This window comes from Rhodococcus sp. C1, assembly GCF_020809065.1.
GTDB lineage: Bacteria > Actinomycetota > Actinomycetes > Mycobacteriales > Mycobacteriaceae > Rhodococcus_F > Rhodococcus_F qingshengii.
In genome coordinates this window covers 1,338,601-1,359,275 of sequence record NZ_CP078080.1, presented here as the reverse complement: position 1 = coordinate 1,359,275, position 20,675 = coordinate 1,338,601, and the positions used below count along the sequence as shown (strand labels likewise).

The 20,675-nt window shown below is 60.6% G+C and carries 20 protein-coding genes and 1 pseudogene; 15 read left to right on the top strand and 6 right to left on the bottom strand.

Features of this window, described 5'->3' with window-relative positions:
* Positions 1 to 485: 485 nt before the first annotated feature.
* The 5 genes from KTR60_RS06210 (at position 486) to KTR60_RS06190 (ending at position 4,953) form a co-directional block, all read left to right on the top strand.
* The gene (locus tag KTR60_RS06210) at positions 486 to 1,781 is read left to right on the top strand and encodes a hypothetical protein (RefSeq protein WP_176741986.1); all 1,296 of its coding nucleotides are present in this window, start codon (positions 486 to 488) and stop codon (positions 1,779 to 1,781) included.
* Positions 1,782 to 1,827: 46 nt separating this feature from the next.
* Positions 1,828 to 3,081, top strand: a complete 1,254-nt coding sequence (locus tag KTR60_RS06205) for a wax ester/triacylglycerol synthase domain-containing protein (protein WP_065352041.1) — start codon at positions 1,828 to 1,830, stop codon at positions 3,079 to 3,081.
* Positions 3,082 to 3,218: 137 nt separating this feature from the next.
* The gene (locus KTR60_RS06200) at positions 3,219 to 4,103 is read left to right on the top strand and encodes an MBL fold metallo-hydrolase (RefSeq protein WP_042452347.1); all 885 of its coding nucleotides are present in this window, start codon (positions 3,219 to 3,221) and stop codon (positions 4,101 to 4,103) included.
* Between the two features lie 186 nt (positions 4,104 to 4,289).
* Positions 4,290 to 4,751 carry an Hsp20/alpha crystallin family protein gene (locus KTR60_RS06195; protein ID WP_007726499.1) on the top strand — a complete coding sequence of 154 codons (462 nt, stop codon included), beginning with the start codon at positions 4,290 to 4,292 and terminating at the stop codon, positions 4,749 to 4,751.
* A gap of 58 nt (positions 4,752 to 4,809) precedes the next feature.
* Positions 4,810 to 4,953, top strand: a complete 144-nt coding sequence (locus KTR60_RS06190; RefSeq protein WP_165639161.1) for a hypothetical protein — start codon at positions 4,810 to 4,812, stop codon at positions 4,951 to 4,953.
* 357 nt (positions 4,954 to 5,310) lie between these two features.
* Here KTR60_RS06190 and KTR60_RS06185 read toward each other — a convergent pair whose 3' ends face one another.
* Complete coding sequence (locus KTR60_RS06185; RefSeq protein ID WP_042452349.1) at positions 5,311 to 6,027, bottom strand: TetR/AcrR family transcriptional regulator C-terminal domain-containing protein; 717 nt, start codon at positions 6,025 to 6,027, stop codon at positions 5,311 to 5,313.
* Positions 6,028 to 6,250: 223 nt separating this feature from the next.
* On the opposite strand from KTR60_RS06185, the gene KTR60_RS06180 reads away from it, so the two are divergent.
* The 4 genes from KTR60_RS06180 to KTR60_RS06165 all read left to right on the top strand — a co-directional run bounded on the left by KTR60_RS06180 (position 6,251) and on the right by KTR60_RS06165 (position 9,854).
* A complete protein-coding gene (locus KTR60_RS06180) occupies positions 6,251 to 7,582 on the top strand; it encodes an ice-binding family protein (protein WP_228401965.1) in 1,332 nt (443 codons plus the stop codon).
* Complete coding sequence (locus tag KTR60_RS06175) at positions 7,583 to 8,236, top strand: class F sortase (RefSeq protein WP_003943710.1); 654 nt, start codon at positions 7,583 to 7,585, stop codon at positions 8,234 to 8,236.
* A gap of 95 nt (positions 8,237 to 8,331) precedes the next feature.
* Positions 8,332 to 9,483: an alkane 1-monooxygenase gene (locus KTR60_RS06170; protein ID WP_228401964.1), complete on the top strand. Its 1,152-nt coding sequence runs from the start codon at positions 8,332 to 8,334 to the stop codon at positions 9,481 to 9,483.
* Positions 9,480 to 9,854: a hypothetical protein gene (locus KTR60_RS06165; protein ID WP_228401963.1), complete on the top strand. Its 375-nt coding sequence runs from the start codon at positions 9,480 to 9,482 to the stop codon at positions 9,852 to 9,854. The genes KTR60_RS06170 and KTR60_RS06165 overlap by 4 nt, the downstream gene beginning before the upstream one ends.
* A gap of 44 nt (positions 9,855 to 9,898) precedes the next feature.
* Here KTR60_RS06165 and KTR60_RS06160 read toward each other — a convergent pair whose 3' ends face one another.
* From KTR60_RS06160 to KTR60_RS06145, 4 genes are all read right to left on the bottom strand, one after another.
* Positions 9,899 to 10,315, bottom strand: a complete 417-nt coding sequence (locus KTR60_RS06160; protein WP_037131026.1) for a hypothetical protein — start codon at positions 10,313 to 10,315, stop codon at positions 9,899 to 9,901.
* A gap of 13 nt (positions 10,316 to 10,328) precedes the next feature.
* Positions 10,329 to 11,159, bottom strand: coding sequence for a pentapeptide repeat-containing protein (locus tag KTR60_RS06155; protein WP_228402267.1), 831 nt, complete (start codon positions 11,157 to 11,159; stop codon positions 10,329 to 10,331).
* Positions 11,160 to 11,334: 175 nt separating this feature from the next.
* Entirely contained in the window at positions 11,335 to 12,141 is an 807-nt protein-coding gene (locus KTR60_RS06150; RefSeq protein ID WP_228401962.1) for a peptidoglycan DD-metalloendopeptidase family protein, read from the bottom strand.
* Between the two features lie 688 nt (positions 12,142 to 12,829).
* A complete protein-coding gene (locus KTR60_RS06145) occupies positions 12,830 to 14,545 on the bottom strand; it encodes a 3-ketosteroid-delta-1-dehydrogenase (RefSeq protein ID WP_073513440.1) in 1,716 nt (571 codons plus the stop codon).
* A 187-nt stretch (positions 14,546 to 14,732) separates the two neighbouring features.
* Between KTR60_RS06145 and KTR60_RS06140 the strand changes: the two genes are divergently transcribed.
* From KTR60_RS06140 to KTR60_RS06125, 4 genes are all read left to right on the top strand, one after another.
* Complete coding sequence (locus tag KTR60_RS06140) at positions 14,733 to 14,993, top strand: hypothetical protein (RefSeq protein WP_228401961.1); 261 nt, start codon at positions 14,733 to 14,735, stop codon at positions 14,991 to 14,993.
* Positions 14,994 to 15,152: 159 nt separating this feature from the next.
* Positions 15,153 to 15,701, top strand: coding sequence for a hypothetical protein (locus KTR60_RS06135; RefSeq protein WP_003943619.1), 549 nt, complete (start codon positions 15,153 to 15,155; stop codon positions 15,699 to 15,701).
* Between the two features lie 470 nt (positions 15,702 to 16,171).
* Positions 16,172 to 16,594 carry a hypothetical protein gene (locus KTR60_RS06130; protein ID WP_007726468.1) on the top strand — a complete coding sequence of 141 codons (423 nt, stop codon included), beginning with the start codon at positions 16,172 to 16,174 and terminating at the stop codon, positions 16,592 to 16,594.
* Between the two features lie 97 nt (positions 16,595 to 16,691).
* A complete protein-coding gene (locus KTR60_RS06125; protein ID WP_064114285.1) occupies positions 16,692 to 17,942 on the top strand; it encodes an amidohydrolase in 1,251 nt (416 codons plus the stop codon).
* Positions 17,943 to 18,008: 66 nt separating this feature from the next.
* Here KTR60_RS06125 and KTR60_RS06120 read toward each other — a convergent pair.
* Positions 18,009 to 19,106 (bottom strand): annotated as a pseudogene (locus KTR60_RS06120) (MFS transporter); the annotation flags it as partial.
* A gap of 127 nt (positions 19,107 to 19,233) precedes the next feature.
* On the opposite strand from KTR60_RS06120, the gene KTR60_RS06115 reads away from it, so the two are divergent.
* Positions 19,234 to 19,683 carry a winged helix-turn-helix transcriptional regulator gene (locus KTR60_RS06115; protein ID WP_007726458.1) on the top strand — a complete coding sequence of 150 codons (450 nt, stop codon included), beginning with the start codon at positions 19,234 to 19,236 and terminating at the stop codon, positions 19,681 to 19,683.
* 23 nt (positions 19,684 to 19,706) lie between these two features.
* Entirely contained in the window at positions 19,707 to 20,309 is a 603-nt protein-coding gene (locus KTR60_RS06110) for a hypothetical protein (protein ID WP_007726456.1), read from the top strand.
* Positions 20,310 to 20,675: the final 366 nt, after the last annotated feature.

Here is a 20,675-nt window from a genome sequence, read left to right as displayed (position 1 = left end):
CTCTCGTTCCACTCACAACAACCAACGCAGCGATCGGCACTCTCGCCGCAACCGACACAGATGGACAAACCTCACAATTCGCAGATTCAACGTGCCGATCATGCGACAATCGGACGGTGAACGAGACCGCGAGTGGAGTTTCGCACCCGCACCGACCGCGACTGCTGAGCGTCGGCGTCCTACTCTCCGCCGCCCTCCTGTGGTCCACTCCCCTCGCCGCTGCCGCGCCCACCGAACCTGGGCCGGCCAGTTGCATATCATTCGGAACCGCCCAACTGCCACCAGGTGCGCCCTCCGGTGGAGGTCGAGTCGGGTTGGCAAACCTACCGACATTCACCGGTTCAACCGCCCCCAGCTCGGTCCAGATCCGCACGCCAACTACGCAATTCAATCGTTTCTGGGACTTCGCGCTAGTCGACCACGACTTACTCGCTCGGCCGCGAGAGCCAGGCGCATCAACGGCTCAACCGTGGCGTTTCGTGCCGATGCCCGAGTGCCTGCGTGGACGACTGGTCGGGATATCACTGGACGACGACGAACTCGTCGCGGTCGACGACAACGGCTGGATCTACACGATGGACAACGCATCCCAGGATCCGCTGGTGTGGAATTGGACCTCGGCATGGGGCGCACCGCTGTGGAGCGGTCCCGGCCGACAACTCCCCGGAGACCACCCGAACGGGTGGGCACTGAGCGTCTCGTCGCCTTGGGACAACCAAACTTTCACCGACGTCGCAGGACGGATTCACTTCGTCGGACTCGCCAAGATGACGATGATCCCCACGTTGACCGGGGACGGCAGCCGGATAACCTACGCGGACCCGTGGCTGCCCAACGACGACAGCTACGAGATCGGCGGCCCGCTCGGCGGGCGATTCCAGGCGGACTCGCTGTCGGCGGCCGGATCAACCACTTTCGTGATGAACAAGTACGGCGACATATACACCCGCACATTTGATTTCGATTCTTCGGGATCGGACTCGATCTTCTTCCGCTACAGCTGGGAAGATCAGTCGGACAAGCCGTCGGCACCCAACCTCGTGGCCGAAACACTCGACCGCAGCACCGCCGCGATCCGACTTCCGGCCCCAGACTGGGTGCACCAGCCCAAAATTCCCGGTGAAGTCACATCCGCGATCAGTGTGCACTCACTCGGTCCCGGCCCGAACCGGCGGGAGTTGCGCGTCGAGGGTCTCCGCGGCGCCGAATCCGGCTTCTGGCACAAGGATCTCGTCGGGGATGCCTGGGAGTTCACGCCGACCGGCGCGTCCCTCCTCGGCACACTGATCGAAAACGCGCCGACAGACCGGTCGACGGATACCCTGTCCCCCGCTGCCCCCTGGCACTTGTCCACGACCCTGCCCGCCCGCGACGGTGCCATCGACGGTCAGGCTCTGATCGACATCGGGTTTCCGTACTCTGTGGTGGATCCGCGTCTGCTCGACGCGATCGGCCAGCACGCACAACCGTCCGGATACCGACTGGACGTGGACCATTTCGACCCGGTCGCCACCACGCGGACCGCGACCGTGACTGCACCGGATGGCACGGTTCTTCCGGTCGTCCTGCACACCGCCGACGGACTACGGATGGCTCCCCGCGCATCCGGCCTCGATGCCGATCCGCGCCACCTCGTCGGGGCAATCGAGATCCCGTCGGACGCGTACGCGGATCGGGCATCGAACCCCGCTCTGGACGCGTTCGTGCAGGACTGGATGCGCGGAAACCCCATTGCCGCGATCACGCTCAGCGCCACCGACCACGACTTGGTGATCCGCTAGCCGAAACCATCGCCGTCCACCGTGTCGCCTCGATTAGGCTCAGCAGATGGTCGACACCACACCCGACGTGCCGATATCACCCGTCGACGCTGCGAGCTTCCAGCTCGGTGTGCACGTCCAGCCCTACCTGGTCACTATTGCCGGACTGCTCGCTCCTGGTGGCTTCGTCGATCGAGACGGTCGACCTGATCTAATGCGACTTCACCGCACCCTCGCCGCTCACATCGCGCAGGAGCCGTTACTGCGGCAGCGACCGATCATGCGGAACGGGTCATGGTGGTGGACGGAAAACGACATCGACTTCGACCTCCATCTCTCGCTTGACGAACGCGGGCCTACAGAACCCGACTTCGAATCCGTCTGTGGTCGACTCGTGATGCAACCCCTCGACACCACCCGACCGTTGTGGCACATCGCCTTCGTTCCTGCAGCTCGACCGGGTCTGTGCGGCATTGTGATCCGAGTGCATCACGCGGTTCTCGACGGCGCCAGAGCCAGCGACCTTTTCGAGCGCTTGTTCGCCTCACCTGATTCGAAAAGTACCGACCCGGGCGCTCCCGTGGCGAACATCCCTCCGAAGGCCGCCGGTTCCCTCGACCTCCTCCGATTTCGAATCGGTACTTTCCTGCACCGGCCAATCCGATCACGGGTGTTGCTGGGCGCCATTGGTCCCACGAGATCGATCTCGTCCGTCAACGTCCGCACCTCTCTGATCGAGCATGCCGCGCAGCAAGCGGGAGGCACTTTGAACGATGCCTATCTCGTTGCGGTGGGCGGCGGACTGCGATTCATCCTCCAAGAATGCGGCGAGCCCATCCCCAAGTCGATTGCGGTATCGGTACCCGTCGCAGTCACAGCGATCGGTAGCGCACGCAATGCCGTCGGGTTCATGATCATCGACCTTCCACTTCGTGAAACCGACCCACAACGCACAGTCGCGATCGTCGCGAAGCAAACCGCTGCGGCCAAACCTTCCGCACGCGCTGCGGGAACAACCTTTCGGTCACCGCGTATCGCCGGCGTTTTCGACAAGCTCGCAAAGCGGCAGCACATGATCGGTGCAGTCGTGTCCAACGTCCATGGACCGCGCGGCCCGCTCACGCTCGACGGGGCAGCGCTAGTCGAACTCTGGCCTCTGGGCCCGTTGGCGGGCAATGTCCGCGTCGGCTTCACCGCAGCGTCCTACAACGACACATTCTGGATCGGAATCCAGGCCGATGCCGAGCATCTCCCACCTGCAAGCAAGATCGCCCGAGCCGTCGAACGGACTCTCGACGAAATAGCCGGCACTGCACACTGACTGGATCTACTGCCACTATCCGATGCACCTCGCCGCTTGGGCAACGGATACTGTCGAGACGTCTCGACAACATCTCCACTGATTCGAGCCTGCAAGCCGGTGTCGTCACGACACGATCGTCACGAGGAAGGCGAAAGATGTTCACACCTGCAGAATTCGGCAAGGTCTCGGTACTGGTTCCTGAGAACGGTGGTGCCGTCCCCTACGGGAACACCGTGGTAGTGCACGGATCTGAAAGCACGCTCGTGATCGACCCTTCGCTCTCCCTCGACCGCGATCCCGTCGGCGCAGACCTCGTATTCGTCAGCCACGGGCACGAGGACCACATCGCCGGACTACGCCATTTCGACACCCCGGCCTATGCGCACCATCTCGACGCACCCGCAGTCGCATCCCTCGACACGATGCTCACCAATTACGGCCTTCCTCCGAACGAACGAGTCGAGGTCCAGCAGTCGATCGCTACGCAATACGGCATACCCCCGACCCACGAGAACGTGTCGGGGATCGCGGGCGGCCACGTCTTCGACCTCGGCGACCGCACTGCGACAGTCATTCATTTGCCAGGGCACACCCGCGGACACTGCGGGGTCCTCGTCGAACCCGACGGCTTCTTCTACGTCGCCGACATCGACCTCACCTCCTTCGGCCCGATGTACGGCGACCTGGGTAGCAGCGTCAACGACTTCCTCGACTCCATCGACCACGTCGCAACGATCGACGCACGCTGGTACGGAACATTCCATCAGAAGGGCGTGGTCGAGGGCAGCGACGAGTTCCGTCGCCGGTTGTCCGCATACCGCGACAAATTACTGAGCCGCGAAGACCGTCTCATCCAATTCCTCGGCGAACCAAAACTCTTGGAAGACATAGTCGCTCATCGACTCGTCTACCGCCCCCACGTATCGGCCCCGTACGTCGACGCCGTCGAACGACGGACAGCTCAGCTACACCTCGAACGACTCATCGCATCCGGTGCCGTCACAGTCGACGAAGACAAGGTGTTTCGCCGGACCCTCTGACATCCCTGGCGAACTGATCGCGCCATTTCGGATACTTCCGAAAATCGGACCGAAGTTCACCGAAAAAATCTGGCACTCGAGGTTGCAGAGTGCCAGTTTGGCTGGTTATCATGTTCTCGCACAGTAAGTTCGGTCGCCGTCGAGGTGACGGTGACCTTTCTTAGACGATACGGGAGGTGTGTTGCTGTGCTTCGTTTCGATCCTTTCACCGACATCGACGCGATCACCAAGTCCCTGCTTGCCACCGGAACCGGCAGCAGCCGAAGTCCACGCTTCATGCCGATGGACCTCTACAAGATCGATGACCACTACGTCCTTCACGCCGATCTTCCCGGCGTCGACCCAGGATCAGTGGACGTACAGGTAGACGGCTCGACCCTCACCCTGACCGCGCACCGCAGCGCCATTTCCGAAGAGGGAGTGACGTGGCTGGCCGGTGAGCGTTTCACAGGAACATACAGAAGGCAGCTGTCCATCAGCGAGGACATCGATTCCGAACGGATCGTCGCCTCATACGACAACGGCGTGTTGACCGTGACCTTGCCGATCGCAGAGAAGGCGAAACCGCGGCGGATCGAAATCTCGTCGGGGCCGCCGTCCCGCACCGCAAACTCCGAGGTGAAAACCCAAGGACAGATCGAAGCCTGACCTGAACGGCTTGGCACGAAATCGACTGTACGAGAGCCTTTCATCCAGGAGGTCCACTATGCCCGCGCCAATCATGGCCCCCGCCGCAGCTCTGGCTGAACCGGTCGTCTGGAACGAAGACCCGCAGCGGCAAGGCTGGTGGAAGCGCATCCTCGCGGCCACCCCGCCCGAGAACCCCACCAACGAAGAATTTCAACCCTGACAAAACCAGACCGTGTTCGCCGAATACGGTCACCCACAAATGAATTGATGCCTTCCGTCCGTCCACCGAGGCGGACGGAAGGCATTTACAGGCGCTCTACACACGTTCAGCTCGATGAAGCATTCCGGCCGAACCGAAGAGCCATCACCTGCAGCAGGTCAGGAACCGCCCGAAATGGGCGAAGCAGGACGAAACACTCACACAACAAGGACGAAGCTCGCCGCCACCCTGCCAACCGTGACTCGTACGGTTGAAATGTAGACGTCAGTGACTGCGCTGACGCTTACCGACCTCGTCGGTCCCCTGAATTGTGTGGCCGTCGAGGTCGTCTCATGTCTATACCCAAACTGAAAGTGGTCAGCCCTCAACCCTCGTCGGAGGAGATGCCGTCGCCAGACCCTCCAGAAGGATTGCCAGACCGCGCTCGAGTTCGTCCTGCCCGTCGTAGTGAGCCATGATCGTAGCCATCGACCGCAGTCTCGGAAACTCGGCAAGCGCAAGCCGATGCAGACCGAGCCGCAAGAGATCGTCCGTCTCCTCGGGATTTTCGACTATTTCCTGAAGCTCGTTGAGAATGTGCCCGTTGAGGAAGCCGAACACTGCTCGGTAGATGTGTAATGCGTCTTCAGGAGTGAAACCGGCCCGTATCAGCAGTTCGAGAATCGCTTCGACGTAGCGCAACGTCCCGGGAGGACGCAATCCGAGCGGGGTGGACAGCGGCCGAGTGACCAGCAAAGGAACCACGTTGGGGTGCGCGAGCGCGAGGCGGCGATACCCGTACGCAACTGCGTGCAGCTGCCCCCTCCAGTCGCGATCGGACGGGTCGACGACCAGTTGTTCGAGCACGGTCTCGACGACCCCGTCCAGCAGGGCCGCCTTGTTGGCCGCGTACCTGTAGAGAGTCATCGGATTTCTGTCGAGCGCTTTGCCCAGTCGGCGCATGGAGAGGCCGTCGGCACCTTCCTCGTCGATGATCGCCAACGCCGTCGAGAGTACGAGCGCCCTGGTGAGGGGCTCCTCGCGGTCCGCGGCGGGAATCAAACCCTTAGTGCGATCTGGCGAGTGTCCGGTCATCCACAAAACATACATCGTATGCCTACGCGTTGACAGAACAGTACGGCTGGTTTACTATTCGGATACGCCCTATGCATACAACGTATACACACATCGTATACCCGGAATGTCCGGATTTACGTGGGCGCTCATCGATACGTCCCGGCGCCGGAGTCGGCGCGGACGTACGGACTCACTTTCGTCGCATGAGTCCCTTCTTCAAAGGATCGAAGATGAACAGAACATGACAGCACCCACCGCAACACGACGCTCGCGGTTCTTTCAATTCTCGGGTATTGCAACGATTTCCGTTTTCTCCGTCGGCATTCTCGTCTTGCCGGCCGGCACTGCCGGCGCGGAAGCGACTGCTGTCGGACTCGGCACCGCTGAGCCCTTTGCAGTCCTTGCCGGAGCAGGAATCACCAACACCGGACCGACAACCCTCGGCGGCGATATCGGCACGTATCCGACTCCAACCATCACCGGTGTATCGGACCTGACGATTACCGGCACCAATCATGGTGGCGACGCGGTATCGCAGGGAGCGAAACCCGACGTGTTGACTGCCTACAACACTCTTGCCGGTCAGGGACCCACACAACCGACGGGAGACGACTTGACCGGTCGGACACTGGTTTCGGGTGTCTACAACTCCGGTTCGTCGATCGCACTGTCGGGAACCGTCACCCTCGACGCGCAAGGTGACCCCGATGCAGTCTTCGTCTTCCAAGCGGGATCAACGCTGATCACATCGTCGTCCAGCACCGTTGCACTGATCAACGGAACGCAGGCGTGCAATGTTTTCTGGCAGGTTGGAAGTTCCGCCACCCTCGGCACCAACTCCGTCTTCCGAGGAAACCTGTTGGCGCTGACAGACATTACTGCCACAACCGAGGCAACCGTCGAGGGTCGACTGTTGGCGATCAATGGCGCGGTCACTCTGGATACGAACACCGTTACGATCCCGACCTGTGCGCCTCCTGTCACGACCACGACTCCGACCACTACGACGACTACAGTCCCGCCTGACACCGCGACGACTACCACCACGACTGTGGTCCCGCCGGTGGTGACTACAACCACGACGGTCGTCCCGCCGGAGGTGACTACAACCACGACGGTCGTCCCGCCGGAGGTGACTACAACCACGACTGGTACACCGGTGGAAGCGACGACCACCACACCAGGGCCGAACGGCACGACTACAACCACTGTGGACGTACCGCCGATCATCACGACCAGCCGAAACATTCCGTCCATACCCGAGATTCCCGGTCTCCCACCACTGCCGGGAATACCTCCCACCGTTCCCGGGACGGTAACCGTCCCGTCTCGGGTGCCGACGACGTCAGCTTCTCGAACGGGTACCCCGACCACTCAACCGGTAGGCCCGGGATCCCCGAATGTTCGAGCCCCTCAGGTGCAGCAGGTACCACGAGGGTCGGTCGACACCGGTGACGGAAGCACACAATCCCAACGCGGCGGACAGTCCAGTGGAGGGTGGATCGCCCTGCTCGTCGGCTTCTTCAGCGTCGTGGCTATGTCGGCCCTCGTCATCCGTCGGACAAGTCGATAGATGAAAGACGAAAACTCCGTGATGGCTCCGCGAACTCGCCGAGCCATCACGGCTCTCGCCCTTACTGTTTCAGTACTCGTAACGGTGGTCGGATGCGCCGGTGGACAATCCGACAGCGGAAATTCACAACCACACTCGTCGCCTCGACAAGACACCACATCCGCGCCACGCGCCACTGACTCTGCACTGCCCGAAAGGGCGCCGGTAACTGCTGAACACCGCCCCGCGCGCCTCGAAATCCCGTCCATCGGCGTCGACACCGACATCATCGATCTCGGACTCGATACCGATGGAGCACTCGAGGTCCCACCGGATGGGAAGGACGCAGGGTGGTACACCGGCGCTCCCGCACCCGGTGAGGTCGGACCGGCAATCATCGCCGGCCACGTCGACTGGCAAGGCACCGACGGGGTCTTCTTCGATCTGCGGAATCTCGAAACAGGAGCCGACATCATCGTCACCCGCGAAGACGGAAGTCGCGCAGTGTTCACCGCTACCAGTGTCGAACACTTCCCCAAAGAGGACTTTCCCACCGACGTCGTATACGGCGACATCGACCACCCCGGACTCCGGATCATCACGTGCGGTGGATCCTTCGACGAAACCGCACGCAGTTACAACGACAACATCATCGCATTCGCCGACCTGGCCTAACCGCCTGAGACGCCGCAGCACACCACTTCGAAAGTCCGCACGAACCGTTGGAGAGCAATGACCGTATTCCACTTTCCCGTGCTCGAGAAGTTTCGATGACAGACACCGACGACATTCGAGCGAGCGCCGAAGCAGGTGTCGACGCTCCTGCATGGCGGGATCGGAAGCGTTACTGGTGGCCGTTGGGATTGCTGATCCCGCTGAGTCCCTTCCTGTCCTGGCTGCTGGTCGAATATTTGCACCTCGGCCTGTTCTGGGCGACCGGTGCCTGGATCCTGATTCTCGCCATCCCGATCGTCGACGTCGCAGTCGGCGCAGATGGCCGCAGCCCACCCGACAACGTGATCGCGGCATTGCAGGACGACCGCTACTACCGCTGGTGTACCTACCTGTTCGTGCCACTTCAATACGCTGGCCTCGTCTTCGCCGCATGGTGTTGGGCGCACGCCCCGATGGCAACCGGAGAGAAGATCGCACTGGCGATGACCGTCGGCGTCGTTGCGGGCGTCGGTATCAATGCCGCACACGAACTAGGCCACAAGAGCAGCCGCCTCGAGCGGCGGTTGGCGAAAATTGTGCTCGCTCAATCGTTCTACGGGCACTTCTACATCGAGCACAATCACGGTCACCACGTCAACGTTGCGACGCCGCGCGATCCCGCCAGTGCTCGTTTCGGGGAATCGTTCTGGATATTCCTGCCCCGCAGCGTATTCGGAGGTCTGAAATCGGGCTGGCGGATCGAATCAGCACGCCTGCGCCGGCAGGGTTCACCCGCACTGTCGCCTCGAAACAACATCTTGCAGGCATGGTCGCTGAGCGCCGCACTGTTCGGGACGTTGATCACCTTATTCGGGTGGCAGATACTGCCCTGGCTGCTCCTGCAAGCCTTGGCCGGGATCACGTTCCTCGAGGCCGCAAACTACCTCGAACACTACGGATTGCTCCGTGCGCGAAGACAAGACGGCAGCTTTGTCAAAGCCCGGCCCGAAGACAGTTGGAACAGTGATCATCTCTTGTCCAATTTGTTCCTGTACCAATTACAACGACACAGTGACCATCACGCGAATCCGCGTCTGCGCTACCAATCTCTGCGCAGCGCTCCAACCGCTCCGCAACTCCCTGCCGGATACGCGGTGATGATCGTCTGCGCTGCCGTACCACCACTGTGGCGGCGGATGATGGATCACCGTGTCCTCGGCTACTACAACGGCAACGTCGAGCTCATTCACACCAAGGCGACGATATGAATGACAATGCCCGAGACGACGACCACAGCGACGGGCACTACACGGCCACCGGGCCGACCAAACACGCCAGAGCTGCGTACCAGCCGGCGCGCACCCGGCTCAGACGAGCCGCACCGAGCCTGGACGTCGTCGCTGCCGCGGAGTACCTGTTGACCCAGCCCGACGCATACCTCTATCGCCGCCGATACCTCGACCGGATCACTCAAACCCCCGGGCCCGACGGAACATCGATCACCGACTACGCCGCAGCTGAACGCTACCTACTTGTCACCGCTACCGCGCACCGCAGAACTCATAGTGAGGTTCGTCCATTGCCGGCACCGGCGATTTTCTGTGAAGTGGTCACCGCAGTGTTTGATGCCAGAGAGTGACAACAGCCTGACGAATTCGGGAGCGCAGCATTTGTCATTTGCCATCACAGCTTTGATTCGCGCTCGCCAATGTCATCGAGGATCAAGAACTCGATCTTCGCTCGCTCCCCGTCCGCATCGAAGTCGTTGTCGCGGTCTGAGACACGCGTGATCAGTTCCGTCAGTGCCGCATGGATCGTCGTGTACAGAAATGCACGCGGGTCGGACACCCCCATCACGTCGTCAGTGTTCATCTGAACCTGCGCCGTAGCAGTACGCCTGCCCAGAAACACACGCGGAAGCCGGATCCCGGTCGGATCGGTCACCACGGAGATGTCGCCACCAACGACCACAAACAGATCGAAGTCGTACTGCATCGCGATGCCCCTCAGCCGGTGTCTGAGCCGAGTCAACTCCTCGATGAAGTCAAGCGGCACCGACGGTCCACCGAATACTGTCCTGAACGTGACCCCGCGAGTCATCGATCTGCCCCCTTTACGAATCATCCATTTCAGGATCGAGGGCCATACCCTCTGTATCCCCCACGCCAAGTGCTCGGGCATATCGACCGGCATACCGCTCCAGTGCGACTGCTGAATCGGCCTCACCCTCCCATTGATCCGGAATCGCGGTGCCGTCACACGTTGTTCGCGACACTTGCGCCTCGGAGAACTCGACAGCGGTCCGGGTGAAGGAACACCGCACAAAACTCGTGGCCGCCGAGAATCGTGCGCCGCCGAAAGTACACTCCACGAATGAGGTATCGGCGAACTGCGCACCAGTCAGGTCTGTGTCGTCGAATGCGCATCGTTCGAACACAGTATTGGGCACGGAGCGGAGCCCGCGTGCTTTGGCTCCAGTGAAATCGCAATCGACGACCCTCGGTCCGAGCGCCACACGAGAGAGCGTCGCACCCCGGAAACTGCACCGTTCGAATCGGCGATTGAAACGGGGCTGTCCGGTCAGTGCCACGAAATCGAAACGGCAGTCGAATAATTCGGATTCGAAGACGGAGATCGGACCCCGAGCGAAACTCAGATCAATCCGTTCCAACGTGAGATACCGGATGTCCAATCCAGCGCTACCCGCTGTCAGGCCACGCACATCGATCAGCCCGTCATCGGTCTCTGCCCATGGGGAGACGAGAGTGTGGGGCGGCTTGACGATCCGCGACTGATCGAGCAGCTGCGCCCGTAAATTATCGACGCCCTCATCTGACCAACGTCGACGTAGGGAGGTGATCGCGGACCGGTTCACGGGCTCAATAGTATCGGCAAGATCCCCAGCGATTGGCCGTGGCTGCCCGAGAAGCGAACCACCACACATCAGTACTTCGGTAGGAATCACTTCTCGGAGCGCGCAAAACAGCCGGACCGTGAAATGCACGGCCCGGCTGCAGCGCTCACGCGCACGAAGTGGAACTCGGAGTCAACTGGGGTACTGAAACCGGTCGTGTACGAGCCGTTGACTCATCTCCGGATCGGTATCGAATTATCAACTCTCACAAGTTGATCACGTCGCCCACAAGGATCTGATCGGGATTGACGATCTGCGGATTCACGTCCCACACCTGCTGCCAGGTGAGACCTCGTTCTGCCGCGAGGTCGAACAATGTATCACCGGCTGCAACGACTACCTCTGAGCCGGACGCTGGAGTCTCCGACTCCGGAATGCTTTCTACCGGTACAGATTCGGATGCCTCAGAGTAGACAACGGGAGCAGGCGCCGGTTCCGGTGCAAATTCGGGTGCTACGTCCTGTGCCGGCGCGGGCGCGGGCGCGGGCGCAATACTCGACCCGGTATCGCACGCCCCGATCGAACTCAGGAAGGACATGGGATCGACGGCGCCTCCACTGTGAATGCGGAGATGCAGATGTGGGCCGGTGGAGCTACCGGTGTTACCCGTTGCCCCGATCTCGTCGCCTACCTCGACGTGTTGCCCCACACCGACCCATGTTTCGGAGAGGTGGCCCATCTGAATCTGCTCGCCACTGTCCGCTTCCAACTGGATGTACGTTCCATATCCACCCGGATCATTGGGTCCGGCAACAGAAATCGTGCCCGATGTGGGCGCGTGGAGCGCGGTGCCGACGTTGACAGCGAAGTCGACTCCGTCATGTCCCGCGTGGTAACCCTGCGAAAGTGATCCGCTTACCGGCCACTCCCAATTGCAACTCGCCGACCAGCCCTGCGCACCGGCGGTACCTGCATTGGCTACTGCTCCGGCCCCCACAAGGGCGCCCAGTCCCGCAGTTACGGCGATGAATCGTTTTGTGCTGGAAGGCTTGTGTTTTCTGTGCTTACTCATGTTGTCCTTGACTGATGTGCTCGGAGCAGGTGCAGGCTCTACCCGCAGACAGCACTCAATACGTGCTGAGCTACTTGGTGTATCGCACCAAGACTCCGTTGGAGTGAAATGTTCGGATCGCGCCATGGAGAGAGGTACGGTGACCGCTCTCGAACGCGAGCGCGCGCATAGACCCGCAGGTCTGTATCTCCTGGTGACAGCACAGGAGATACGGGTTCTACATCGAGGCAGTGCCTGAATCGATCGTTGATCGAGGACTACGAATGCCGGAACAAACCGGAGGCTTCTCATTCGAAGATCGACAGGGTGGGTGTCTACCCGGATGGTCGGAAAGGGGGTGGAACATGGAGATCCTTGCGTTGCGGATGAGGAATCACCTCATACGCTGTCGCTTCACGACGCTCCACACCACGGTTGAATTACCTGGGTACATACCTGTTTTTGCGCATTCGACCCGACCGGTCGATATCAGGCGCGCCTTCGGTAGATGGCATCTGTTCGAACAATCGCCAGTGCCCCATGTCACTTCTGGAGACGATACCGCGTCTTGGTCACCCGGCGCGTCAGCGTTACCGAGATGGGACATACAGGTGCATTGCTCCTACAAGCCGAACGGGAGACCAGTGCACGTTCCCGGCATCGGAAACGCGTGCTGATCTCCCGTTCGGCGATCTGTTGCCTAGTGGATCTACTGCTGAGTCGAAGCTACTTTCTCGGCTGCGTGGTGGGCGGCAATGTATCCGTAAACCAGCCCCTGGCCGATCGTCGCACCGGCGCCCGGGTAGGTGTGACCGAATGCGTTGGCCGCAGTATTGCCGATCGCGTACAGGCCGTCGATCACGCTGCCGTCCTCACGAAGCACGCGTGCATGCTCGTCCGCCTGCACACCGCCGCAGGTGCCGAGGTCGCTGAGCGTCATCTTCACCGCGTAGAGGGCACTCGTGTCGAGCTTCCTCAGGTTCGGGTTCGGGGACACTGTCGGGTCGCCGTAGTACCGATCGTATGCACTTCCGCCGCGACCAAATTCCGCATCGCTACCGGCAGCAGCGGCCTCGTTGAACTTCTCGAAGGACTCGGCAAAAGCCTCCTCGGGAAGACCGACCTTGCGGGCAAGCTCGACCGGACTGCTCGCCTTGTGCGCGATGCCGGAGTCGAAGAATGCCTGCGGAAGCGGCTGACGGGGGAAGATACCGCCTGCGAACACGTAGCTGTTGCGGTACTCCTGGTCGAAAACAAACCACATCGACTCGGCCGGATCTCCGGCCTTTTCCCGTTCGAGCACGCGCTGGCCGAACGACATGTAGTCCGTCGCCTCGTTCACGAATCGACGACCGGTCTGGTCGACGATGAACGAGCCTGGCAGCGCACGCTCTGCGAGCATCACCATCGGCGGGCGGCCCTTGATGCTTGCCACCGCCGGGAACCACCACGACTGATCCATCGATCCGATACCTGCGCCGAGCTCTTGTGCTGCCTCGATCGCTTCGCCGGTGTTGCCCTCTGCGCCCAGGCTCTCGTGCTCACCGAGGCTCTCCGACTGGTACTTGTGGCGCCACTCCATGTTGTGGTCGAACCCGCCGGCTGCCAGAACGACACCACGCCGAGCCGTCACCGTCACTTCACGTCCGTCTTGCACTACAACTGCACCCGTTACGCGGCCATCTTCGGTGATGAGCCGAACCAACGACGTTTCCGTCCACACCGGGATACCGGCCTGGACCACACCTGCGAACAGGCCGGCGGCGAGCGCCTGACCGCCTGCGATGTATTCACGCTTGAGTACGTACTTGCCGTAAACGCCCTGCGCCAGGCGGCGGATGATGCGAGGGAAAGCCTTGCTCGGCTTCTTCACCATCAGGTTCATCCACTTGTAGTCCGCACCTGTCACCGGCATCGGCAGTCCGGCTTCCATCAAACCGGGCCGCAGGCGACCGCGTTCCGCGCCGAGTACCGACGCGTCGAACGGCAGGCACTCGCAGGTACGTCCGGCGGCGCTACCTCCCGGCAGTTCGGGGTGGTAATCGGAGTATTCCTTGGCCCAGAAGAACTTCATGGGCGTCGTGCGGTAAAGCATGTCGACGGTGGCCGCACCGTTGTCGACGAATGCCTCCCCACGTTGGGCAGGGGCAGTATCACCGACCACCGAACGCACGTATGTCTTCGCGCGCTCAACGGTGTCGCCCGCACCGGCTTCCGCCAAGATCGGGTTGGCAGGCATCCAGAACGCTCCACCGGACCGCGCCGTCGAACCGCCAACGTACTGCGTCTTCTCCACGATCAGCGTGGACAAGCCGAGCTCGTTCGCGGTGAGGGCGGCAGCCATGCCGGTACCGGACCCGATCACCAGTAGATCGACAACGATGTCCTTGGCTTGTGTCGCGGGGGGTGCCTGATTCTTCGCCATTGAACAAATCCCTTCACGTGGTTATCGACGTAGAACGCTAAGGCAGTCGCGGCGCAGAAGGTTCCGGATGCCCAGTCAGCGGGACATTGCGAGTGGATTGGCGAAGAACGACTCCTGCCACGGGTCGGGCGTTGTGCCCGCCCCAGCAGAATCGCGGCTTGCCTTCTTCGATGTCTACGCTGCTCACGTGAGGACAAATCCCAGCTTCGGCATCGTCGACGAAACGCTCGGCACCCTTGCCCGCGGGTATTACGTCTTGTCCGACGGTGAGCGATTGGACGACGACTACTACAGCCTGACCTGCAACGTCGACGGGCGCACTGTCAGCTTCATCGCACACTCCCTCGACCCCGACGCTGTACGCGGCATGCTTCCCCGCCTACGCCACGTCTTCGAGCAGCACCACGCTCTTCACCGTCAGGCCGTCGAAGCGATTGTCAACGTCTGACAGACTCGTGCGGTTTGCATTTCATGGACGGGTACTGGCCGGCGGTTCGCTTCAACGGCGACGATGGCGTGATCGAGGTGACTGTCGAATCCTGACCGCGATCCTCGTCTCGGGCTGTCGGCTGATATTCCTCGGCACTGATGAAGAATAATCATCTACATGAAATGGAACACCCCTACAGAGACCGGCTGGTTCGTCAACCTCGCCGAAGGTGGTTCGGCCGTATCGATATTCGATCCGTCGGGGAACGTTCAAGGCGAACTGATTCCCGCATCCGACGACGGATCGGAGAGCGTTGCCGGCGGGCGGAAGAGGAAATCGTCAACAGCCGAGCAGGATCGATCCAGGCTCACATTCCGCAAAGGCCGACCTGCATCACTTCGATTGTCCGACGGAACGATCGGGACCCTGATCGACCAGAAGCCCAAGGCCATGCGCCGCAAGAACAAGCTGTGCGAAGTCGATATCGCGGGCAGAACATACCTCTTCGTTCATTCATCGGGCCGAAAGGCAACAGCCCGGCGTGACGGAATCGCATTGGCACACATGGAACGTGGCCGATGGTCCGGTAGAAGTACCGTCGCCAGAAGAACCCTCACGGCAACGGACGCCCTTGACGAATGTGTCCTGACACTGTTTCAGAAGGTAGTGACACCTGGACGTACCGGCGCCTTCGATCAGGTACTGACCGACCTCAGCAACATATGACGTACGCCATATTCGGTGGATCTCAACCGCACTCGAGATACTGACTTTCAACTCTCGGGTCCACGGACATGCCTTGGACACAATGAGTTTCACATCTCGGAGCGGAAGGCTGAAACCAGATCATGGTCAATGTCGACGCTTTGAACACGCTCGCCCAGCGATTGTCGCCAGGTGCGATGATCACAGATCCAGATCTACTCCAGTCCTATCGGCAGGACTGGAGTTTCGATCCCGCAGCCGGAACACCGGTTGCCGTAGTACGTGCTTCGACGACGGCAGAGGCGGTTCGACGGACGGCATCTGAGGCCGCCACATGTAGCGAATAGCGACGAGTACCTGAATTCTCCTGTGCAACCGGATATGGTGAGGCTGTCGTCTTCAATGCGGCGATGCAAGAAGGGAAGCTACGACCAAAACGTTACGTCGGGGAAGACAAGCAAATCACCTGGACATGGCTGGAGGCCTCCGTGATGAATCTCGTTCGCCGACTGAGCGTCTGCACATCCGTCGTGATCGCTTCTACTCTGACGTCGGTGGCGCTCGCATCCGCCGCGGTGACCATTCCATTCCAGGTCAACCCTGCGCCGTACGGCAACCCGAACGGCAGCTTCGACGCGCCGGCCGTCCGCTGCGTAGCTGTCGTCGGTGAACAACCCGGCACGGTGACGATCACCGGAGGCAAGGAAGGCCGGTGGGGATGCCTGCTCTCGTCCGAAGTGCGCTGGCTGAACCTTTCGACCGGGGCCTCCGGCTCCGCTCGGCTCTCGGACGGCCTCAACGGAGTCCCAGCAGAGGCGATCGTGCAGACCGGGACCGGTCAAGTCGCTGTTGCCGTGCTGTCTGTGGCCGGATCCATCATCACCCCAGGTGTCACATCGTTCTACGTGCCGTAGCACCAGACTCCGCATCACCGGCACCGTGGGACCTAAGGTCCTGTTTACCGACCCGTCATCCCGGTTAGCCTGAAAAGACGCTACCGAGAGGACACTCATGACCTCGTCAGTGCACGAAACGATCGCCGTGGATCTGGATTTGATCGACCTGTACAAGGACCTCCACAGCCATCCGGAACTGGGGTTTCACGAGCAACGAACATCCAGTCTGGTGGAAAGACATTTAACAGCACTTGGATTCGACACCACCACCGATGTCGGGACTACCGGAGTCGTCGGAGTCCTGAAGAACGGAGTGGGCCCCACAGCGCTGCTGCGTGCGGATATGGACGCCCTCCCGGTTCGGGAAGAAACCGGATTGGACTACGCCAGTACCGTGACAACGACCGACGATCAGGGAAAGACCGTCTCGGTCAGCCACGCGTGCGGCCATGACCTGCATACGACCTGCTTACTCGGTGCGGCCCGGATCCTCTCTCAGGATACGACGACCTGGTCTGGCACTCTTGTCCTCGTCTTCCAACCGGCTGAGGAACTTGGCGCGGGTGCGCAAGCCATGGTCGACGACGGACTGTTCGAGCGATTCCCGAGGCCCGACATCGTTCTCGGACAACATGTATCGCCGCTACCGGCAGGCACGATCGCCGGGCACGCCGGCCCCTCGTATGCGGGATCGGACTCACTTCGTGTGAGACTGGTCGGAAAGGGCGCCCACGGATCTATGCCGGAGAACTCGGTCGATCCCGTGGTCATGGCAGCCGAAACCGTGTTGCGTTTGCAAACTGTCATCTCACGCGAGGTCCCGAGTACTGCCACAGCTGTCCTCACCGTCGGCTCCATCCATGCTGGAGATGCCGCCAACGTCATTCCCGGCGAAGCAGAACTGCAACTCAACATCCGCAGCTACGACGCAGGTGTGCGTCAGCGCATCCTGGACAGCGTCGACCGCATCGTCCGGGGCGAAGCGGCCACCGCCGGTGCACCCACCTCACCGACCATCACCGAGACGGAGCACTTTCCGATCGTCGTCAATGATCCGGCAGCGCTGGACAAGACACTCGATGCGTTTGCCGAATGGTTGGGGACGAACAAGATTCTCGATCCCGGAGCGGGAGCAGGTAGTGAAGATGTCGGCATTCTCGCGACCAGTGCCGGTGCGCCACTGTCGTACTGGCTGTTGGGCGGTACCGACCCTTCACTGTTCACGACAGGTGACATGACTGATCCGGCTTTGCGAACCGTGCCGTCGAACCACTCTCCGCACTACGCTCCCGTGATCGAGCCGACCCTGACCATCGGTGTGAACGCCTTGGTCGTCGCGGCCAGGACGTGGCTCCCAACTCCCTAGAGTGTTGCGGGTGCGCAATCGATCGATCGTCCATGCGATCAAGGCTGCAAACGCGTAGGCGCCGCCGAGAATACTTGCAGCGCCCCACCCTGCCGCGTCGAAAACCATAGTGGTGGAAACCGCCCCAGCCGCGCTGCCCAACGAATAGAACACCATGTAACTACCGATGATCTGCCCCGACGATTCCGGTGTGTTTGCGACGATCAGATTCTGGCTCGTGACATGAACAGCCTGCACGGCGAAGTCCAACGCAACAACACCGACTACGAGTAACACCAGCGAGTGCGTCGCCTGCGCGTTGAATACCCACGACAGCAAGAGAACGACCAACGACGCCCCGGTGACGCGTTGCGCTTTGCCTTGATCGGCCCACCGACCGGCACCGACCGCGCCCAATGCTCCAACCAATCCTGCGATTCCGAAGAGCCCGATCTGTGTGGTCGACAACCGCCATGGTTCCTCACTCAACGGCAGGGCCATTCCGCTCCACAAAGCACCAAAGGACGCGAAAAGGAACAAGGCGATCAGGGCCCGGGTGCGAAACAGTCGGTTCGTAAGCGTCAACGTCACGACAGACCCCATTGCACGCACGTACGAACGCCTATCGTGTTGCAAACGAGGATCTTTCGGCAGCATCGTCAGCGCGACGGCCGCGACCAGTACCGAAATGAAAGTGGATCCCGCGTAGACCGCCCGCCAGCCTGCCAGATCCGCAACTGCGCCGGCGACAGTCCGAGCGAGGATGATCCCGACGACCACGCCGCTGGTGATGACACCGATGTTTGCGCCCCGCTCGTCCGGGTCACTGATTGCCGCAGCATAGGCAACTATGACTTGAACAACTACCGAGAACGTGCCTGCGACCGCCATCCCGATCAACAGCTGCAGATTCGTGGTGGCCAGAGCAACAAGCATCGTTCCCGTTGCAGCAGCGACGATCTGGATTGCGATCAATTTCTTTCGATTCACGAGATCGCTCAATGGCACCAACACGATCAACCCCACCACATAACCGAGTTGGGCGAGTGCGACTACGAAACCGAGGCCGGCCGGAGGAATGGAAAGATCCGAGCCTATTTGCCCGAGGAGCGGCTGTGCGTAGTAGATGTCGGCTACCGAGACCCCGCAGAGCACTGCGAGCAACAGGCGAAGTCCGCGAGACATTTTCAACTTGCCCCGCGCGTTCTCGACAGCATGACGTGCAGTCACTTCCACCTCAACTTGGTTGCGTTTTGATACCATTTGGAGGTTACGTCAATACAGTTTCAAAACGCAACCAATGAGGAACTCGATGCCGGATCGCGCACAATGGACAGACCCGCACTGCCCGACGGCCCGAGCGGCCGACATCATCGGCGACAGATGGTCGCTGCTGATCGTGCGTGACGCCTTCGACGGGTCATCGAGATTCAGTCAGTTTCAACGAAACCTGGGCATCGCAAAGAACATTCTCACGGACAGGCTCAAAGTCCTTGTCGAGCAGGGAATCTTCGAAGTCCAACCGAACGCGCAAGGTACCCGCAACGAGTACATCCTGACCGAACGCGGTATGGATCTGTTCATCGTGATCATTAGCCTGCGACAGTGGGGAGAGCGCCACGCCTTCGATGACGGTGAGCCACACTCGATCTTGATCGACGACACCACGGGCGATCCGGTTCCCAGGCTTCGACTGATCAACACACGGAATATCGACCTGGACCCTACAAGTACACATGTGGAGAAGGTCGAGGAAGGTTGACCCGCAACTCGCCAGATTGACAGATGGGCGCACATGATTCGAAGTACGCGCATACTCCGACCATGACTGTCGATCTCGAGTTCTCCTGGCCGCAGTTTCTCTGGATTGCATTCATCTTCGTCGGCGTGCCCGCAACTATCGGCGCGAGCATCATCTGGACAATCTGGCGTTCGGAACGAACTGGCCTGGAGCACTCCACGACCGCCCTCGGCGGCGGGCACACGGGATCGGGCTCACTCGGACTGTGGAGCACCGGCCTGTTGGCCTTTGCACTGGGCTTTCTGTCTTGCGTGGGCTGGCTCAGCTGGTCAGCCGACTACAAAGGCGGATTCCGCGGCCCCGGCCTGCCTGCCCCGACACAGTTCCCCACCTGGCAGGTCGTCGCCTGTGGACTGACAGTGATTCTGGCGTGTTTCGGTTCCGCCCATTGCTCGCGATGGATGAAGGCCGGCGGTATGACGGCCGCTGCCGGCACTGCTGCAGGATTCACCACCGCATTCAGCATCGACGCCAGTACTGATGTCACCGGACAGGCAGGCGTGGGCGTCGCACTGTCCACGATCGGATGGGGCCTCACCCTTACCGCACTGATGCTTCTGCGCGGCAAGTGGTCGCGACGAGGATGAATCATTACCGGATCATCCATACTCCGAGTAAAGAATTCGATAAGCGGACCTAAAATGTTTTGAAATTCATTAAGAAGAAAATCGATTCCAGATACAGGATCGCCTGATTGCCGAACCTCCACGAGATCCTCGAAAAATATGAGACAGAAGCCTTATCGCTTCCGTGCCAACCCTTTGACGCATTCGGATCATAATATTCTTCGAACATCACGCGGAAGTGCACACAAGTCTGTGACTCACGGCATTATCAGATTTATCACGGGAAATCGTGATAAATCATCACCGTCTCTGAACTGCAACAACGCCTTAAGTTACAGATTCAACTAGTTCCAAACCATAGGGTTTCTTCCTTTTTCTCGGCGTCTC

Coding starts and splice junctions, on each gene's coding strand:
- KTR60_RS06170 (WP_228401964.1), top strand. CDS start 8,332: ATGACAGACACCGACGACATTCGAGCGAGCGCCGAAGCAGGTGTCGAC.
- KTR60_RS06130 (WP_007726468.1), top strand. CDS start 16,172: ATGAATCTCGTTCGCCGACTGAGCGTCTGCACATCCGTCGTGATCGCT.
- KTR60_RS06175 (WP_003943710.1), top strand. CDS start 7,583: ATGAAAGACGAAAACTCCGTGATGGCTCCGCGAACTCGCCGAGCCATC.
- KTR60_RS06145 (WP_073513440.1), bottom strand. CDS start 14,545: ATGGCGAAGAATCAGGCACCCCCCGCGACACAAGCCAAGGACATCGTT.
- KTR60_RS06155 (WP_228402267.1), bottom strand. CDS start 11,159: ATGTGTGGTGGTTCGCTTCTCGGGCAGCCACGGCCAATCGCTGGGGAT.
- KTR60_RS06160 (WP_037131026.1), bottom strand. CDS start 10,315: ATGACTCGCGGGGTCACGTTCAGGACAGTATTCGGTGGACCGTCGGTG.
- KTR60_RS06115 (WP_007726458.1), top strand. CDS start 19,234: ATGCCGGATCGCGCACAATGGACAGACCCGCACTGCCCGACGGCCCGA.
- KTR60_RS06180 (WP_228401965.1), top strand. CDS start 6,251: ATGACAGCACCCACCGCAACACGACGCTCGCGGTTCTTTCAATTCTCG.
- KTR60_RS06110 (WP_007726456.1), top strand. CDS start 19,707: ATGGGCGCACATGATTCGAAGTACGCGCATACTCCGACCATGACTGTC.
- KTR60_RS06125 (WP_064114285.1), top strand. CDS start 16,692: ATGACCTCGTCAGTGCACGAAACGATCGCCGTGGATCTGGATTTGATC.
- KTR60_RS06135 (WP_003943619.1), top strand. CDS start 15,153: ATGAAATGGAACACCCCTACAGAGACCGGCTGGTTCGTCAACCTCGCC.
- KTR60_RS06165 (WP_228401963.1), top strand. CDS start 9,480: ATGAATGACAATGCCCGAGACGACGACCACAGCGACGGGCACTACACG.
- KTR60_RS06210 (WP_176741986.1), top strand. CDS start 486: ATGCCCGAGTGCCTGCGTGGACGACTGGTCGGGATATCACTGGACGAC.
- KTR60_RS06190 (WP_165639161.1), top strand. CDS start 4,810: ATGCCCGCGCCAATCATGGCCCCCGCCGCAGCTCTGGCTGAACCGGTC.
- KTR60_RS06205 (WP_065352041.1), top strand. CDS start 1,828: ATGGTCGACACCACACCCGACGTGCCGATATCACCCGTCGACGCTGCG.
- KTR60_RS06150 (WP_228401962.1), bottom strand. CDS start 12,141: ATGAGTAAGCACAGAAAACACAAGCCTTCCAGCACAAAACGATTCATC.
- KTR60_RS06185 (WP_042452349.1), bottom strand. CDS start 6,027: ATGACCGGACACTCGCCAGATCGCACTAAGGGTTTGATTCCCGCCGCG.
- KTR60_RS06200 (WP_042452347.1), top strand. CDS start 3,219: ATGTTCACACCTGCAGAATTCGGCAAGGTCTCGGTACTGGTTCCTGAG.